The sequence below is a fragment of the Brevibacillus sp. HB1.4B genome (assembly GCF_013284285.1).
In the GTDB taxonomy this organism is placed as follows: Bacteria; Bacillota; Bacilli; order Brevibacillales; family Brevibacillaceae; genus Brevibacillus; species Brevibacillus porteri.
This window is the reverse complement of record NZ_JABSUT010000001.1, coordinates 117,167-132,892: the sequence shown is the minus strand read 5'-3', so window position 1 is coordinate 132,892 and position 15,726 is coordinate 117,167. Positions and strand designations below refer to the sequence as shown.

Sequence of the window (15,726 nt, the reverse complement as noted above, 5' to 3'; positions counted from 1 at the left end):
TACCTCCATGAAAATGCGTTGTTCATAAAGTCCAAGTCCGCCACTGGGTCCAAATCATCTGGACAGCATGACGGGTGATCGGATTAATGACGAGCGCGGCTGAAACAGGGAGAAGCATAGCGACTATACACCACCCCCACAGCTTCCATGACTCGCTCGGCCGATAGAGATGACTGACTCCTTTGGCATCAATTAGCTTTGTCCCGATCTTCGTGCGTACCAATAACGTGCTCGCCATACCTTTGCGGCCTTTTTCCAGAAAATCAATCATATTGGTATGGGCACCGATCGTAACGATCAGTTCAGCCTCGTTTTCGTACGCTAACAGCATCGCCACATCTTCGCTCGTACCAGGCGCTGGCAACACATGAAAAGGCAAACCGAGTGCTTTTACGCGAATCGTTCCAGGTGCTGTCCCATCCACAAAAGCATGTACGACGATCTCCGCTCCGCTTTGGAGCGCTCTGTCCGAGACGCTGTCCATATCTCCCACTATCAGGTCTGGACGATACCCTGCTTCCATGAGGGCATCTGCACCGCCATCGACACCAATCAAAACAGGTCGATATTCGCGAATGTAGGAAGACAGCGTCAGTAAATCCTCTCTGTAATGTTTCCCGCGAACGACGGCAACGACGTGTCGCTGTTCCATTTTTGTATGTAATCGCACATGGCAAATTGGTTTCAAAAATAGGTCTTTTTCCTTGCTGGCGTACAAAAGTGTATTGTCAATAAACGATGAGAGCGTGTCATCCAACTTATCGTGCGCTTCATGCCATCGGTTCAAAATAGCTGGAACCGTCACCTGCTGCAGCCTACATACATGGACCCACTTCTCTTCCAATAGGATGTACAGATTTTCTTCACGTATCGTTGCATACTTGCCCTCGACCCATTCCACGAACGAATCCGACACATCTCCATCCAGTACCTCATAGAGTGTGACACCGTTTGTTAAAAGTTGACGAGCTCCTTCAGCCGGGTATTGCCCCGTCATGAATGGTGAAAGGTTGAGGACAACTTTTACCCCTCTTTCCAGCAAGGACTGTGCTGCTATCTCATCAACATCCGGATGATCAATGATGGCGATATGATGGGAGTGGAGACGTTTGCACAACTGCTTCGTCTTCAGATCAGCTGCTACGACAGCCGTGTATGAATGTGCTACAGAACTTTTTCGTTTGCCCACGTTTTCCACCTCCGCCTTTAGTATGCTAAATATTTCCTTCCTACATGCAAAAAAAAGAAGCCGTGCATCAAATGCACAACCTCTTTTTAAGCGAAGCGTTTTCAGTTTCATCTACGCACCCTTGACCAGGTAGTAAATGATCAAACCATCTGCGAACAGGAAAACCATCAAAGATACAAAGCCAAATAAGATTGCAAATGTGTTTTTCGCTTTGATGGAACTCAAACAGCCCCAAGCAATAAAGAATGTGAAGATAAACATCAGGATGTCAAATAAAACTAGTTTCATAAACGACAACTCCTTCACCATGATGACGCAAACCGGAATACAATGGCAATTCCATTATATAGCTTCACGTATTATGAGACAAGCATATCCAAATTTGTGAACAAAAAGTTTCACAATTATTCCCCTTTTATTGTGCCACATGTTGCGTTGCCTATCCATATACTCCAGCAATCTTGCTCATTCCATTTTTCTTGCCCGGCTACGTGATCATGGATGGTGTGAATGAGGTCCTTCAGTTCCGCATCGGTCAATTCATGCAGAATGGAGCGGCCTTTTCTTGAAAGCAAGTCAGCTTCCAATTCAGACCAGCTATCGTATTCACGCCTTGTCTCCCATAGGGTTGTCTTGTTCACCTGTTTAAGCCCCGCGAGTTTCATGGTGTTCTGCACCGCTGTATCATCCGGTCTTCGTCTCTGTTCGATCGTGAGTAAGCGCGGGTACCGGGTAAAAAAATAACCGCGAAAATGAGTTGGCGATGCTGGCATTTTGACATCGTCTATCGTCCTGTCTTGTATGAAGCAAATTCCCCCCGGTGCCAAGAGCCTAATGACTTCCTTAAAAAACTTCTGCAAGTCTTGCTCCGGGAAATGATGGATCAAGGCGCGAGCGAATACAATATCCGCACACTGACTCGGTAAGCCTGTTGCGCGGGCATCGCCCTGTGCAAACGAAATCTTCGGATCGTCAGCGCATTGCTCTCTCGCCGCATCTACCATCACCTGGGAAAAGTCAATCCCTGTGACAGAAGCAGCTCCTAACCTAGACCAAGCCTTGCTGTAAATTCCACCACCACAACCGATGTCTACGACGTTTTTTCCCACAGGATTGACGAGTGACAGGATCGTCTGACTCCACGAATCGTCAGCGGTTCTTCCCGTATAGCTCAACTGGTTTTTCTCTGCATGAAAATCAATGGTCATTCCTATTTCGCCTCCATGAACTCCAGTCGGTTTCCAAATGGGTCCTCTGTGAAAAAGCGGATAAGGTGAGGAATTTCTTCGTCAATCCGAAACGATACCCCATTTGCTTGCAGATGCTCCATCAACGAACCAATGTTTTGCACAAGGAACGCCGGATGTGCTTTTTTCGCGGGAATGAATCCTTCCTCTACGCCAATATGAATCATTTGAGCGCCACATTGAAACCATACACCACCTCGTACGAGAAGCTTCTCTGGCTTTGGAACCTCCGGCATTCCCAAAAGCTCACCGAAAAACTTGCGGGCTACGTCCTCCGTTCCTCCTGGTGCTGCTAATTGTACATGATCGAGCCCAATCCATTCATGCTTTGTTGTCATCGTCTTCATTTCCTCCTCTTTTTTTACACAGAACCATCCATTCGTCAATCTGATGGGTCATTACTTTGCCTTCCTTTGTGGTAAGCCCGAGATATTCCTTTTGTTCGTCTGTAGCGTTTAGCAGCAGTTTTTCGACGTCCGCCTCCTGCTCAACTGATTCGGAAGTACGCTGAACCCATGGTAAAAACTCAAACCTTTTTTTGCGTTCCTGCTGCTTTTGTGGATTCAAGCCGTTCGCTTCAAACAAAGCGCGCCATTCACTTACAGAAAGACAGCGAACATGACTGGGATCGCGTGTTTTCTCTACTTCATTTATGAATGCCGAGAGTGACGACTCCTCAGGCGAAACATTGTCGATGAAGAGAAACAACCCACCAGGGGACAGCACGCGACTCACCTCACGAACAAAAGCCGCCGGATCTGGAAAATGATGAGCTGCGATTCGGCATGTGACGATCTCAAATGATTCATCGAGAAAAGGAAGAGATTCTGCATCAGCCTGAACATACATCACATTATGAACAAGTGCTGTATCATTGGCCGCAGCCGCCGCCATGAGCATCGGGCGAGTCAAATCCGTGGCGACGACCAAGCTCACATGTGGAGCCAATGTCCTCGCTACGTGCCCACCTCCTGTGGCTATATCCAGTGCCCGCCACTTCTCTGCTGGCTGCATCCACTCCACCATCAGTTCCAGGTCGCTACCCTTTGCATGCGTCTTGCTTTGCACGTATTGCTCGGCATTTTTTCCAAATTGCGCTTGTACAGCTTGTTTGATCTCCTCATTCTTCATCGGGAACACCTCCTGCCTACATCATATTCCAATGTTTGTCATCTTTGTTATAGAATACAGATAACTAGTTATCAAGAATTTGAATAGGAGGCAACTCACAATGGATCGAGAAAGTCTTGAGGTATTTTTGACGATTGCTCGTCATGGATCGATTAATCGCGCTGCACAGGCATTATTTTTGGCGCAATCAACATTGACGCACCGATTGAAGCAGTTAGAGCGCCAGGTTGGAAGTGCGCTTTTTGTTCGTACTGCCTCAGGAGTGAGTCTTACAGGCGAAGGACGTCGGTTACTACCAGTGGCTACAAATATCGTGGAGCAAATGCGCTCCTTTATCCAAGAGAAAGAACAGCGCCAATCGATGAACATCGTCGCAGGAAAAGCTTTTGTCGCCTATGAACTGCCGAGGCTGATCGGGGAGTACCGGATTGCTCATCCGGGCTTTACCTGCTACGTCCGCTCTACGTTGTACGAGGAATCCCTCAGCGCTCTGCTAACCGGAACGGCCGATATTGCCTTTCTCGGGAGTGAAATGTATCACCCACATATCCATCAAGAATTCCTTCCCAGCGATCGCCTCCTGCTCGTCATGGCACCAAGTCATCCTTGGGCAAACGGGTTTCCTGGTTTTCAGGCATGGGGAACCGAGGAAATGATTGTGTTCGGGAATCACACTGCTCCTTATCGCCAACGGATTGACCGCTATCTGGCGCAGCAGGGAGTTTTTCCGAATATTATTATGGAATTGGACAGTTTCAATGCTGTTAAAAAAATGGTCGAACGTCAGCTAGGGATCACGATCCTTCCGGAAAGAACCATACAACAAGAGCTAGCGACCGGAAGATTGGTCGCCTACGATATCGCAAACGGCGAATTAGTACGCCCCACGCTCATCGCCTACCTGCATCCAAAAAAAGAGGACGATGCTTTCCAGCAATTCGTCCAATGGATCAAGGAACATTATTAACAAGAGTTTACTGTAGGGTTAGTACCGTAAGCTCCGGGCGGCAAAATAAACGAACAGGCAAGATCGTCGTACCCAATCCTCTGTTGGTGTACACAGCCATGCCACCTACCTGATACAGTCCTTGTACATATTTACGCCCGTATTGCGGCGCCAAGAGATGACCAATGAAGGGCAAGCGCACTTGTCCGCCATGGCTGTGGCCGGACAGTTGGAGATGCACGGGATGCTCTGACGCAATATCAGCAAAATCAGGCTCGTGCACCAACAAGATCACGCTGCCCTCCGGCGGGATATTTTCCAACGCCCGCGGAAGATCAGGTACGCCATAGAAAACATCATCGACCCCCGCCATGTATAACTGCTGGCCATCTTTGTGCACGACAACGTGCCGATTATCCAACACATCGAATCCAGAAGCGACTAAGCCATCTCGAACTTTTTGTTGTTCACCAGCTCGATAATCGTGGTTGCCTAAAACGGCGAATTTGCCTAATGGGGCTAGGAGCTGATTGAAAAGGGGAACGGCGGCGAATAGAGGCCGCGTCACTTCATCTACGATATCCCCAGTGAAACAAATCAAATCCGGTTTTTCGCTCTGAATCAAGGCAATAACCGACTCTAACTCTTTCGGTTCAAAATAATGGCCGAGATGGACATCACTGAATTGAATGAGCTTTGTCCCTTTAAAGCTTTCTGGCAATCCCGGTATCGTGATGGACAATCGCACGATATCAAGTGCTTTCCGTTCCCATACATGACCGTACACGCCAGTCGCTACACCGAGACCAATCAATCCACCTACCCATTTCGTGACTTTGTGGAGAAATGATTTTCTTGAAATGGGGGCAAGGTTAGGATCATTCACTGTCTTTCATTCGCTCATACCCATTCACGACAACGTCCAATCTTCCCGTCACCGGGTCAATGAGTAAGCCATGCACCTCCACATTAGGTGGGAGGAGTGGGTGATTTTTAATCGTTTCTACGCTATTTTTCACACTTTCTTCTACACGATCGAATCCGTGCAACCATTTATGTAAGTTAATCCCTGCATGTTGAAGCGTGGAAAACGTTTGAGCCGAGACTCCTCGCTCCAGCATCTTCTCCATCGTGCGTTTGCTGTCTATCGCACTCATCCCGCAGTCATAATGCCCGACGACCATCACTTCTTCGGCATTCAATTCGTAGATCGCAATCAGAATACTACGCATGATACTCCCAAAAGGATGGGACACGATTGCCCCGGCGCTTTTTACGTGCTTGATATCTCCATTGCGCATGTTCATGGCTTTCGGCAGCAGTTCAACCAAACGGGTATCCATACAAGATAGCACGACCAATCGTTTATCAGGAAACTTGGTGGTTTGGTACTTTTCATATTCTTGGTTCGCCACAAATTCACGGTTAAATGCGAGAATTTCATCTAAATTACGCACTTTCACAGCACCTGCCTCGCTCTTTGTAGTATGTATTTGTATCGTATGCTTTTCTATTTTACATAGGAGAATCAAAATCTCGCAAGTGACTGTGGCAGTTTCTTATCAAGTGGTTCATTTTTTCAGGATGTAATGTTGCTCGTCTAAACGAAATTTTTCTGGTGAAAAGAGGTTCTCAATCGTCGAGTAAATTGGTTCTCTTTTCGTGAATTTCTCACCTATCCATAGACCATACAGTTCAACCTGCGTCTTGTCGTGATCAAGTAGCTCCTCGCACCAAGCACGTAGATGCATCATTCTGGTCATGCTTTTTTGATAGTCCTCTACGTATCTTTGATAATGACGAGGTCTCTCCTCTTCTGGGTACATCCCTAGTTTTACTTTATCAGGATGCTTGGAAATGCTAAACCTGCAAGCGCAACCCTCTTCAGTTGTCACCAGCCACGCCTGTTTTTGCGGAAAATACTTGAATAAATCAGGGCTTTTTTCCCGTGACAGTTTGCCTGTCAAAACATAAGGAGAGACTATCGGATTAGGCTCAATTCCTGGTGTTTCTCTTATCATGACGAATAATTCTAGGCACATGGATTCAGTTCCTCCGGAAAGAGTACTTTTTTAGTTATAGTAAAAATACCCCAAATTTGGTAAAATGATTAAAAACAGAATTAGGAGAGTTGCAGATTGAAATTTAGACTAGCCTTCATACTTGCTCTAGCACTAATCCTTCCAGCCTGTAGTGAAACGGCAAGCACACCAGAAGTGCCGCTACCTGCATATGTATTAGCCATTGACCGGTTTGACGAAAGCACCGGAATGTGGATGGTTGCTTTAGCGACAGAATCAAATGATGAAAAGGAATTGCGCGCTTTAGTGGAAAATACTCGGACCTTAGCGAAAGACAAGAAAGAGGAGATTAACTCCGTTTCTGTGACCATTATCAAACCAGATGGAAGGATTCCTTCCACTATTACGGCATTTGGGAGAATTGCCTTGACGAGTAAAGGCATGGAACAAACCGGATTAAGTAGTACTTCCGAAATGGTATTTGAATATAGAAACGCACCCGCTGCAAGCCCCGAACAAACACCTACTACACCAACTAAAGAAACAGCTAAGTGACCTCTGTAATTCTATCTAGTAAAATGGTATATTGATGATTAAAGTCAGGGTTAAAATACCTTGGCTTATTTCTTGTACCGACAAAACAGCCAATTCATCAGGTTAAAACTTGGAAAAGCTTTTCTAATTGTTCCTTATTTGCGAATGACTCATCAATCGATAAAAAGGATAATAGGGTAATTGGTTTTTGGGCTTTATCTGCCGCAAACATTTTGTGATGACCATCCAATATAAAATGACTATAAACCCATATCTCATCAAAATGATTCAACGGATATTTTATATCTAGGAAAGAAATGCTCAACGCTGTAGGGGTTTCTTTTACATTCACCCTGTCTTTGTAATCATTAATTGCTATAGGATTTAATGATTCACTGGATTGAATGGGTACTATATATTCTTCAATTTTCCTCATACTGCTAATATTCCTTAGCCCAGCCTTATAGTACTCAGTCCCATGTGCCTCTCTTTTCAGCCTAGGATACACCTTCAGCAAAGTTGCAATGTAATGACCATTGGGAATGAGACAGGATAAATCAGACAGGAACTCTTGGTCTAGTGAATTTATCCCTTGATTTAATCTGTTGGATATTTTTGTTGCGCTTTTCATATCCATTCCTGAAGCGCTGGCATAAAAAAGACAGGTTTCACAATCTATACCTGTATTGGCGATCTCTTTTCCCTCAATGGTTAGAAACCTTTGACGATAACCAGCCTGCTTATACGCAATTGGTGATGTAGAAGAACGAATATGAATTTCTTTATAGGACAATAGTTTGCTCATTTTTCATTATCTCCAAGATCATTTTAACTTTTATATTTAGAGGGGTTTTCAACATAACTCTCGATAACATAACCACAATTCGTACAGATTCTATGAATGATGGCAGAACCAAGAGGGATAATCTTGCCTAAAGGAAACACTGCCGCATCTCCAGCTTGCCTCCCTTTTCCAATCTCATTACCTCCACATTTCGGGCATTGTTCTATTTGATTTTCCATTTTATACCTCGCTATTCTTTTGATATTTCATTAATCTTTTAAATGTTCATTCCACAATGCTTTGTCATAGTAATCAACACAAAGACCTTGATTGTTTCGCGTAAATAGATCTAAATGATAGTGATCATGACCGAAACTCCTAAGAAACGAACCTGCACCCGTTCTTGAAAGTGGCTCAAAAGAACCAGAAGCGTATTCAAATACTATTTTGCTCCCTATTATAAAAAGAGTGTTATAATCTCGCTTCATCAATATCTTATCTTTATTTTCCTTATAATGGAACATTAAATAATCATCATAGTCTAAATCAGAAAATATTCTTGGATTCACTTCAAAACTTCTAACTCTTCCCTTTTGCTGATGTGCTTTCTGTCTTAGCTCTTTCCACTGATGCGTATTAAGGTGTAGGGAATGATGAAGGAAAACAAGTTCATTATTCTTTTTCGTATGTGAAAATCTATGCAAGTGTATAGGTAAGTCTTTTTCCGAATTTGTTACATGAATGATCTTATCTCTGTGATTTGAACCTATAAGAAGAACACAAGCTAAATACTGCAACGATTGTTGATTACCAAAAATCATAAACATGTCCTTCTCAAATTCACATGCGAATATATCTTTCGTACGAAATACAGGAGTTAGAACAATGTACTTTTTATTCTGTAACCAGATTTCTTTTTGAAGGAATTGGATTTTCAAAACAGCCTCCAATAGATTTGTTTTTTCGCAAATGGCTATCTCGTTACAAAATGCTCCATTTTTTTCACGCGATGATTATCTGTCAGCAAGAGAAGTCGAAGGGAACAAAGATGACTGCTATCCGAATCGTAATAATCTCATTGAATGTCAGACGACCTTGAGAAATTAAACCTGCCTGAACAAAGAACCAATTTTGAATTTCAAAAATTAAACAGTAATAAAGCACTTATTATTGGACTTTTGATTCTCTGTTCGATTCTAATCACATTCTATTATATAGGCAGTAGTATTATTGATCATCGCATGATAGGCTCATTTGGTATTAGCGGATTTATTATATCTGCAATTTCATTGCTTCTCATGATAAAAAAGGATTAGAGGATTCCTTATTAGGTGCCATACGCTGCACCTTTTTCTTTTGAATAAAAAAGACCTGTGACCATTAGCCACAAGTCCCTAGTGTAATCCATTATTCTTCTGTAGCTGCTGTTTCATCATTTGAAGAACTCAATTGGATTTCTTTCTGTAACATTGCTAAAAATTTATGGCCTGACTTTGAAGTATGTATTTTATCATATTTTCCTCCTGTTGCCTTAACCTTTTCCATTAGCCCATATTGCATGTATTTTGGTACTACATAAGCAAAAATATACTTGCTTTGTGCATGTGCACTTGTATTGTTGGTTACACCATTTGCCAATCTTGAAGAATGTTTTATAAAAAAATCCAATAAACTGAGCGTTGATTCTATTGTAAATACATTCTGAGGTAAAGTTACTGTTTCAAGTTTAAGTAGAGCTTTCAATTCCTTATAAGTTAAGCCATTAAACTCTGTTTTATCTTTTTGCTTTTCAGCTAACTTGCCGTTTGCCTCCTTTAACTTTTGATTCTCCTTAAATAGTTCCAAGTTTTCTTTTTGTAGCTTAATGATTTCCTCATTCAAGCCACTCACTTCAGGCATTTCTTTTCCAGATATCCAACCATGCAGTTTGTATCTTAATTCTATTTCCCTCAAAGACTCATAGATGGCAATCTTAATGTCCTTCGTATCATCAAAGAAACTACTCATTCTACTAGTAGCCTGCACTTTAAATTTCTTGTATTTATCAGGATTGTCCACTTCTATTGCTTCTGATGACATTTCTTTTAACTTTTCATCCAAAGCAGATTTATTCATTACAACGGCAAAGACTGGGATGCCTTTATCAACAGCATACTCATATTCTAGATGAGTATAGCTCTTACCACTCTTTTTCTCAATTGATCCATAACGACCACCAAGAATTAGCATATACACATCAGACTCATCAATCCAACGCTTGATTACGTCTAGCTGAGAGTCATTGCCAGCTTTGAATAGCTCCATACCTGCTGGAATATGCCCAGCACTTAAAATAGCTTCAACTGCTGCTTGGCGCTCGTCCTGCAAGTCCTTGAAAGTTGATGAAATAAACACTTGTAACTTCTTATTCATGCCATACGCCCCTATAATCCATTTCCAAATATTGTACCATAATTGGGGCATAAGAATCAGATTTAACAAGACTAAAAAAGCATTTCATACCTGTGACACCTAAAGTAAATCTTTATTACTCTTTCATGTAAATCCTTATAGTTAATTAAGTGAATCAAGTATGAAAATAGATGTTACAAATAAAAAACCACTATACTTGGATAGTGGCAGTTAAAATTGTATTACTTACGAATCTTATTAAGTCCCATTTGAAGGTATTTTTTGAATCATCAAAATCATAACGATACAGGTAAATAGTTGTTACTTCCAGTTGATCCATGACCTCTTGTTTCACGATATGTTTGTCTTGTATCTCCAGCTCAACTTGCTCATATGATTGTTGAGGTTTGATCGAGATGACCTGTTCGCTATCCCTCAATACAACTGATTACGCTTTCTTTGGCTCACTAGCAACGAAATAAATAACATTCAATGTGTTTGTATCAGGTCTGACCGAAACGCTCACACCTTTCAACTTGATGTACAATCCGTTTTATCTTTTCGCAGTACACGCTCATGAAATCGTCGAGTAATCTAGACACAGACTTTACTGCCTATCATGGCATTCACTTGGGATTAATGACGTAGGAGATTCATAGTGTTAAGCCTCCTTATATTGAAAATGACAATAGGAAAGTAGCAGAAATAAGTGGAGATTTCCGTTAGTGAGTGGTATTATTAGAGTATAGGTACGCTTAAAGCGTATAACTGATTATCACTATATCAGTACGCCTAAAGCGTGCTGTCAATAGGAGAATTTAAAAATGCTTGATAAAAAAGTTTTTGGTGAAAGAGTAAAGGGAGTAAGATTGTCATCAGGACTTAATCAACAGGAATTTGGAGAGAGGTTAGGAATTACAAAGCAGACTGTGAGCGGCATAGAAACAGGGTATAGAGCTACTTCCTTAGAGATTCTTTTTGAGATTTGCCAACAGTTCAAAGTCTCATCAGATGAATTGCTTGGCCTTAATGAAAATGACCGCTCATAGGCGGTCACTTTTCATTTTTACGGTGTGATGAGGATCAAATATTACCTTTTCAAATAACCATCAAAGGGGTCAGAGTTTACTTTACTCTGACCCCTTGATCGTACAATACTTTCAAGGCTTCTGCTATTATTCTTGGATTAGGCTTGTTCTTTTCTATAATAATAATATTTTTATATAACAGTGCTTGTTTTTGTGTAACTTTTTGATTGAGATCGATTCCTCCCATTATTTCTTTTTCATTCATATGAACACATCCCCATCAATAATTATTTCATCCATCATATTTCCCTCCCTAAAGTGAATAACCATGTTAATCATTATTTCCGAGTGCCAAGGTTAACATATCAGATAAATAATAACTAAAAGCGGAGAAAGTTTTGGTAAATCATTATCGTAAATTAAAAAACCTCCCGTAAATACGAGTGGAGAACAACAAGGTACTATTCATTATCGACATGCTATCGCTTTATATACCCCTAGACAAGAACATATATTCTTGTCCATTATGAAACGTACGATCTTTTTATGCAAGCAAAAAAGACTTCGCTCTTTTTGGCAAAGTCTTCTGATCGATTGTTCATTTTATAATGTTCATCTCACAAACTCGTCTTCTTTATCAAACCATGACCTCATTCTAAATTTGATACTTTTTTTCTTGAAGTAGCATACTCTACATTCGACATCCCAATCACCAGTTCGTGTAACCTCAAGCTTGCCTAAATTAGCAGTTTTATAAATACAAAGTCTGTGTTGACCATCTGTAATGCCCCAATGTCCACATGCAAACCTGCATATCCGAATTTCCGATGTGTTGCCGAACTGAAGTAAACTATCTTTTAGTTCTACACACTTTCTTACTGAACCATCATCGTAGTACCACTTATCGTGTCCCTCCCTAAGCAATTCTTTTTGATACTCTTCCTCAGATAGTAACAATGAGCATTTTCCTGTACGTTTACGGTAGCAATCGTACTTGCTTAAGCAATATGAAAAATTCATCTCAGCAGGTATCACTTTCACAGTTCTATCCAAGAAAGCCCTCTCCTCATAAAACTAAATCTTTGATTTAAATATCTTGACTTTCCCCGTCAGTCTTGATCAGTTTGCGTATTCGCTTTTCCATTTTGTCCTTATTTATATTGACTTTTGGTGTATGACCATTAGATTTGCATAGTTGAATATAGTAGTCCATTCTGTCTTTGGCTGGTCTATTATCTAAAAATTTTACGATGTGGATTTTTAATTTCTCCAACAAATCCATCTGTCGTTAAAGCATCTTTGATTTCACCAATATAATCCTTGCTATATTCCAATCTCTCGTATAAGTAAAGAACTCGTACTAAAATCTTTCGCACTTCGTTGTTCGTATACGCACCTTCTATGTGGCCCAATTCTTCTCTTGTGACATATCTATATATTGAAGAAGGCCTGATCTTGCTTTTACTGTTAATTTAGATACTACACTAAAAACAGTTATTATCACAATTCCCTAATCAATATAGTGCAAGAAATACACATACGCTGCGTATCTTTTGCTTTTGCAGTTCCATTTGAAAAATTTAGATTTAGGTCTATACAATGCTACTGGAAGCCATGTAGCTTGATTGATTTCTATTTTTACTCTTTTCTTTTTTGCTAGCTTGGTTAATGTATCTGCTTCAATATGATCAGTTACGAAGAAGATATTTTTATTAATGTCTTTTGCTAGTTAAACCACTGCGAATACAGTTTTGAGATCTCCAGTGCTTCCCAAATGAAGTTCAATATTATTTGTACATAGATTATAAATACTATTTTTATCAGGAAGCTTGTGTATATTTTTACTATAGATGTGAATTAGAATATAGATCAATAACAGACAAGGGAATAGACTGATTCCTACACTATATATTATTCATCAATTCAAATAGTTTTAAAGTCATTAGTCCAAGTGGGAGAATTACGAAGTTGGATAAAAGTATTAGTAACCATAGTATCACCAAATAATATAATAACACCAACCGATCGGAAAGCTGTTTCACTTATTAACTACCCCTAATTCAATCAAAGTCATATTTCATATAGTCACACCAGCTCGAAACGAGAAGAGTTTAACGTAAATTCCTCCCCCTTCTGCGAAATTACTTTAAAACAGCAGCCATCTTGCCATAAAACGTCAACAATTTCTCCAACTTCTAGTTGAGTTGACAGATCACCATAAGAAGAACTCCATCCTTTATTGTCTTTCACTAACGCCTTCGCCATTTCTATCCTCTCCATAATCAATCTCACATTTTATAATAAAATCGCATCAATTTTCACAATTTCATTGATACCTTTGAGTCCTAGGCCAATTTGAATGTACTGCTTATCAGCATACTTCTTTATATAATGGACTTCTCGAATCCAACCATCAAACTGTTCCATTATATCCCTTATATTTATTTGACACATCCTCTCAAATTCTAATCTATTTTCAGCACTCTTAAACATATAAGTCAATCCATATGTGGTTCCCTCGTAAATTACATACTTGTCTTTTTCAGTATTTAGCAGCCTAACTAATTGTTGCTTAAAGCAATCAAATCCTTTTACAATTTTTATATCCCCATCCTCAAATTCAATATCTCTTGATCCTTCAAGATCAAAATGAAAATCAGTTGGATATTCATCAATTTTTTTAATCGACACACTTTCACTTACAAAGGGTTTACTAGGAATCCATTCAAATTCCCAAAGTCCTTTTTCTTCTGCGTCCTCCACAATTTGAATTTCTGCTTTCTTTAGCTCATGTCCCAATGTATTGAGTAATTGGCTAACATTTTGCTGTAACTCTTCTGGTGACTTGAATTCACCCATTAGACCTTGCCCATAACAAACTTTCTTAAAATCACGCAGTTTTTGATATTGTATTAAATCTAGTTCTTCAGGATTTACTTGTTGTTTTGAGAAATAAATCATAACCTTTTTACCGCTTGCAATGAACCTTTCAATCTCTTCAATAGTTCCAGATTCTGCAACTTCCTGTAGGAGAGCCTATCCGAGTCCAAAACACCCCCAAGAGCAAATCTGATTTATCCACGATCTGTTGATTGATTATTTCTTGAGGCCTATCTCCCATTGTTGGAACAGTGTTGGTTTCCCACATAGTCGGAAGAAAAATAATATTAAAAATATCCGCGTTTTGCGTATTCCATGTATTTATTGCATCGCGTATCACTTTTCTCTCTTTATGTAGGTCAGATGGTGAGGCTATCAATATTCGATAGAAAGGGGCTTGCTTTGCCATGTCTACCTCCAGCATTGTGTAATGAAACCCTCATTTTATTCTTTTAACACGCTAAGCATTGGATCAATTAATAGGCGAAATTCGTTTATTGAAATTCCAAAACCATATCGCTTTAAAATATCATTTAATTCATTGTCAAATATTTCGGTCTTGATCAAAGCCAAATCTATCAGAAGCTCATCTACCACTTCTTGATCTTCCATTGATCGATAAAAGCTACTGTATTTTTCAAGTATACCTTGAGTTGGCTTTTCATTATTATTGCAGTAATACATTGCCATAAAGTGCTCAAAAGTAATAATCTCTTTTTTATCCATCACTTTCATTCTTTCCCGTTCAAATTAACATTTTATTTGAAGTCCACTTTGATCACATCGACAATACTATCAGGCAAAATGACTCTGCCTTTAGCATCAAAACTGGCATTGTTAGCACCGTTAAGTGCTTCATTGAAGTACTTCTTGTAAAGATAATATAGTGCCGATTTCAAGTACGCTATATCTGACTCATGACTGATGAACTTGATTACATACGATGAAGTACTATTAAGGAATAATTCCCTTAGATTTCGACCATGAACATCTTCAAATGTATTACAGATATCTGCAACGACCTCAGGAATTTCTAGGTAGTCATGATTTTTTAAGTCATTAGAGCAGCAATAGGCAATTTCATGGACAAGCATAGCATAAGGCCCCCAATGAAATTCATCAGTGGTTTTGAGATTGTATAAGAATGAGCCATTGCCAGCATGTTTGGTTATAATATCATTCTTAAAATTCAGCCATTCCCTTTCGCTAAAGTCTACCTCAATTAAGGAATACAAAAAACTCCATATTTCCTCTAGAATTAATCCTAACGGTTTTATACCCTCTTTGAAAGTTTCACTTGAACGTGTTCGTGAAAGATGAAACCAGTAAACGGCGTCATAAACAAGTTCGGGATTATGTTGTTTCTGGAATAATTCAAAAAGCACTTCATCTCCTGACTTAGAACAATGAGGATGATCTATATAGTACAACTCCAAGTTTCCCACTTTTTCGAAAAAATCTTTGATTTTCGATTTACTTACTGCTGTAATTTGTTCAACAGACTCATATGTAGATTTAACATTATGGCAGTCTAGAATCTTCAAAATTCCATATCCCCTTCCCACCAATCCCAAT

General features: G+C 40.1%; 22 protein-coding genes. 3 read left to right on the top strand and 19 right to left on the bottom strand.

The genetic code is table 11. The annotated features are described in order from the left end of the window. Positions 1-22: 22 nt before the first annotated feature. The 5 genes from steA to HP398_RS00720 all read right to left on the bottom strand — a co-directional run bounded on the left by steA (position 23) and on the right by HP398_RS00720 (position 3,567). Positions 23-1,189 carry a putative cytokinetic ring protein SteA gene (gene steA / locus HP398_RS00740; protein ID WP_173621577.1) on the bottom strand — a complete coding sequence of 389 codons (1,167 nt, stop codon included), beginning with the start codon at positions 1,187-1,189 and terminating at the stop codon, positions 23-25. Positions 1,190-1,300: 111 nt separating this feature from the next. Next, complete coding sequence (locus tag HP398_RS00735) at positions 1,301-1,477, bottom strand: DUF2759 family protein (RefSeq protein ID WP_017248028.1); 177 nt, start codon at positions 1,475-1,477, stop codon at positions 1,301-1,303. 116 nt (positions 1,478-1,593) lie between these two features. Then, positions 1,594-2,397, bottom strand: coding sequence for a class I SAM-dependent methyltransferase (locus tag HP398_RS00730; RefSeq protein ID WP_017248027.1), 804 nt, complete (start codon positions 2,395-2,397; stop codon positions 1,594-1,596). A 2-nt stretch (positions 2,398-2,399) separates the two neighbouring features. Then, positions 2,400-2,774 carry a VOC family protein gene (locus tag HP398_RS00725; RefSeq protein WP_017248026.1) on the bottom strand — a complete coding sequence of 125 codons (375 nt, stop codon included), beginning with the start codon at positions 2,772-2,774 and terminating at the stop codon, positions 2,400-2,402. Then, positions 2,758-3,567 carry a class I SAM-dependent methyltransferase gene (locus HP398_RS00720; RefSeq protein WP_173621576.1) on the bottom strand — a complete coding sequence of 270 codons (810 nt, stop codon included), beginning with the start codon at positions 3,565-3,567 and terminating at the stop codon, positions 2,758-2,760. Before HP398_RS00720 ends, HP398_RS00725 begins: the two co-directional genes overlap by 17 nt. Before the next feature lie 100 nt (positions 3,568-3,667). On the opposite strand from HP398_RS00720, the gene HP398_RS00715 reads away from it, so the two are divergent. After that, on the top strand, positions 3,668-4,534 hold the full coding sequence (locus HP398_RS00715; protein WP_017248024.1) for a LysR family transcriptional regulator: 867 nt from the start codon (positions 3,668-3,670) through the stop codon (positions 4,532-4,534). Positions 4,535-4,541: 7 nt separating this feature from the next. On the opposite strand, the gene HP398_RS00710 is transcribed toward HP398_RS00715, so the two are convergent. From HP398_RS00710 to HP398_RS00700, 3 genes are all read right to left on the bottom strand, one after another. Continuing rightward, positions 4,542-5,399, bottom strand: a complete 858-nt coding sequence (locus HP398_RS00710; RefSeq protein ID WP_173621575.1) for a metallophosphoesterase — start codon at positions 5,397-5,399, stop codon at positions 4,542-4,544. Then, complete coding sequence (locus HP398_RS00705; RefSeq protein ID WP_173621574.1) at positions 5,392-5,970, bottom strand: beta-class carbonic anhydrase; 579 nt, start codon at positions 5,968-5,970, stop codon at positions 5,392-5,394. The genes HP398_RS00710 and HP398_RS00705 overlap by 8 nt, the downstream gene beginning before the upstream one ends. A 114-nt stretch (positions 5,971-6,084) precedes the next feature. After that, positions 6,085-6,534 carry a hypothetical protein gene (locus HP398_RS00700; RefSeq protein ID WP_254475767.1) on the bottom strand — a complete coding sequence of 150 codons (450 nt, stop codon included), beginning with the start codon at positions 6,532-6,534 and terminating at the stop codon, positions 6,085-6,087. Positions 6,535-6,651: 117 nt separating this feature from the next. Between HP398_RS00700 and HP398_RS00695 the strand changes: the two genes are divergently transcribed. Further along, positions 6,652-7,089 (top strand): hypothetical protein, encoded by a 438-nt coding sequence (locus HP398_RS00695; protein ID WP_173621572.1) that lies wholly within the window; start codon positions 6,652-6,654, stop codon positions 7,087-7,089. A 97-nt stretch (positions 7,090-7,186) separates the two neighbouring features. Here HP398_RS00695 and HP398_RS00690 read toward each other — a convergent pair whose 3' ends face one another. The 4 genes from HP398_RS00690 to HP398_RS00675 all read right to left on the bottom strand — a co-directional run bounded on the left by HP398_RS00690 (position 7,187) and on the right by HP398_RS00675 (position 10,264). Beyond that, the gene (locus HP398_RS00690) at positions 7,187-7,873 is read right to left on the bottom strand and encodes a hypothetical protein (RefSeq protein ID WP_173621571.1); all 687 of its coding nucleotides are present in this window, start codon (positions 7,871-7,873) and stop codon (positions 7,187-7,189) included. A 23-nt stretch (positions 7,874-7,896) separates the two neighbouring features. Continuing rightward, the gene (locus HP398_RS00685; RefSeq protein WP_173621570.1) at positions 7,897-8,091 is read right to left on the bottom strand and encodes a transcription initiation factor TFIIIB; all 195 of its coding nucleotides are present in this window, start codon (positions 8,089-8,091) and stop codon (positions 7,897-7,899) included. 30 nt (positions 8,092-8,121) lie between these two features. Continuing rightward, complete coding sequence (locus tag HP398_RS00680) at positions 8,122-8,790, bottom strand: hypothetical protein (RefSeq protein ID WP_173621569.1); 669 nt, start codon at positions 8,788-8,790, stop codon at positions 8,122-8,124. Between the two features lie 469 nt (positions 8,791-9,259). Then, complete coding sequence (locus tag HP398_RS00675; RefSeq protein ID WP_173621568.1) at positions 9,260-10,264, bottom strand: DUF4062 domain-containing protein; 1,005 nt, start codon at positions 10,262-10,264, stop codon at positions 9,260-9,262. Positions 10,265-11,067: 803 nt separating this feature from the next. Here HP398_RS00675 and HP398_RS00670 point away from each other — a divergent pair. Beyond that, a complete protein-coding gene (locus tag HP398_RS00670) occupies positions 11,068-11,292 on the top strand; it encodes a helix-turn-helix domain-containing protein (protein ID WP_173621567.1) in 225 nt (74 codons plus the stop codon). A gap of 76 nt (positions 11,293-11,368) precedes the next feature. On the opposite strand, the gene HP398_RS00665 is transcribed toward HP398_RS00670, so the two are convergent. The 7 genes from HP398_RS00665 to HP398_RS00635 all read right to left on the bottom strand — a co-directional run bounded on the left by HP398_RS00665 (position 11,369) and on the right by HP398_RS00635 (position 15,695). Then, a complete protein-coding gene (locus HP398_RS00665; RefSeq protein WP_173621566.1) occupies positions 11,369-11,536 on the bottom strand; it encodes a hypothetical protein in 168 nt (55 codons plus the stop codon). Between the two features lie 347 nt (positions 11,537-11,883). Further along, positions 11,884-12,324: a hypothetical protein gene (locus tag HP398_RS00660; RefSeq protein WP_173621565.1), complete on the bottom strand. Its 441-nt coding sequence runs from the start codon at positions 12,322-12,324 to the stop codon at positions 11,884-11,886. A gap of 1,032 nt (positions 12,325-13,356) precedes the next feature. Next, positions 13,357-13,536, bottom strand: a complete 180-nt coding sequence (locus HP398_RS00655) for a hypothetical protein (RefSeq protein WP_173621564.1) — start codon at positions 13,534-13,536, stop codon at positions 13,357-13,359. A 30-nt stretch (positions 13,537-13,566) separates the two neighbouring features. Next, on the bottom strand, positions 13,567-14,232 hold the full coding sequence (locus HP398_RS00650) for a GPW/gp25 family protein (RefSeq protein ID WP_173621563.1): 666 nt from the start codon (positions 14,230-14,232) through the stop codon (positions 13,567-13,569). 37 nt (positions 14,233-14,269) lie between these two features. Further along, positions 14,270-14,560, bottom strand: coding sequence for a hypothetical protein (locus HP398_RS00645; RefSeq protein WP_173621562.1), 291 nt, complete (start codon positions 14,558-14,560; stop codon positions 14,270-14,272). A 35-nt stretch (positions 14,561-14,595) separates the two neighbouring features. Continuing rightward, positions 14,596-14,877: a hypothetical protein gene (locus HP398_RS00640; RefSeq protein ID WP_173621561.1), complete on the bottom strand. Its 282-nt coding sequence runs from the start codon at positions 14,875-14,877 to the stop codon at positions 14,596-14,598. A gap of 32 nt (positions 14,878-14,909) precedes the next feature. Next, a complete protein-coding gene (locus HP398_RS00635; protein WP_173621560.1) occupies positions 14,910-15,695 on the bottom strand; it encodes a hypothetical protein in 786 nt (261 codons plus the stop codon). Between the last annotated feature and the right edge of the window lie 31 nt (positions 15,696-15,726).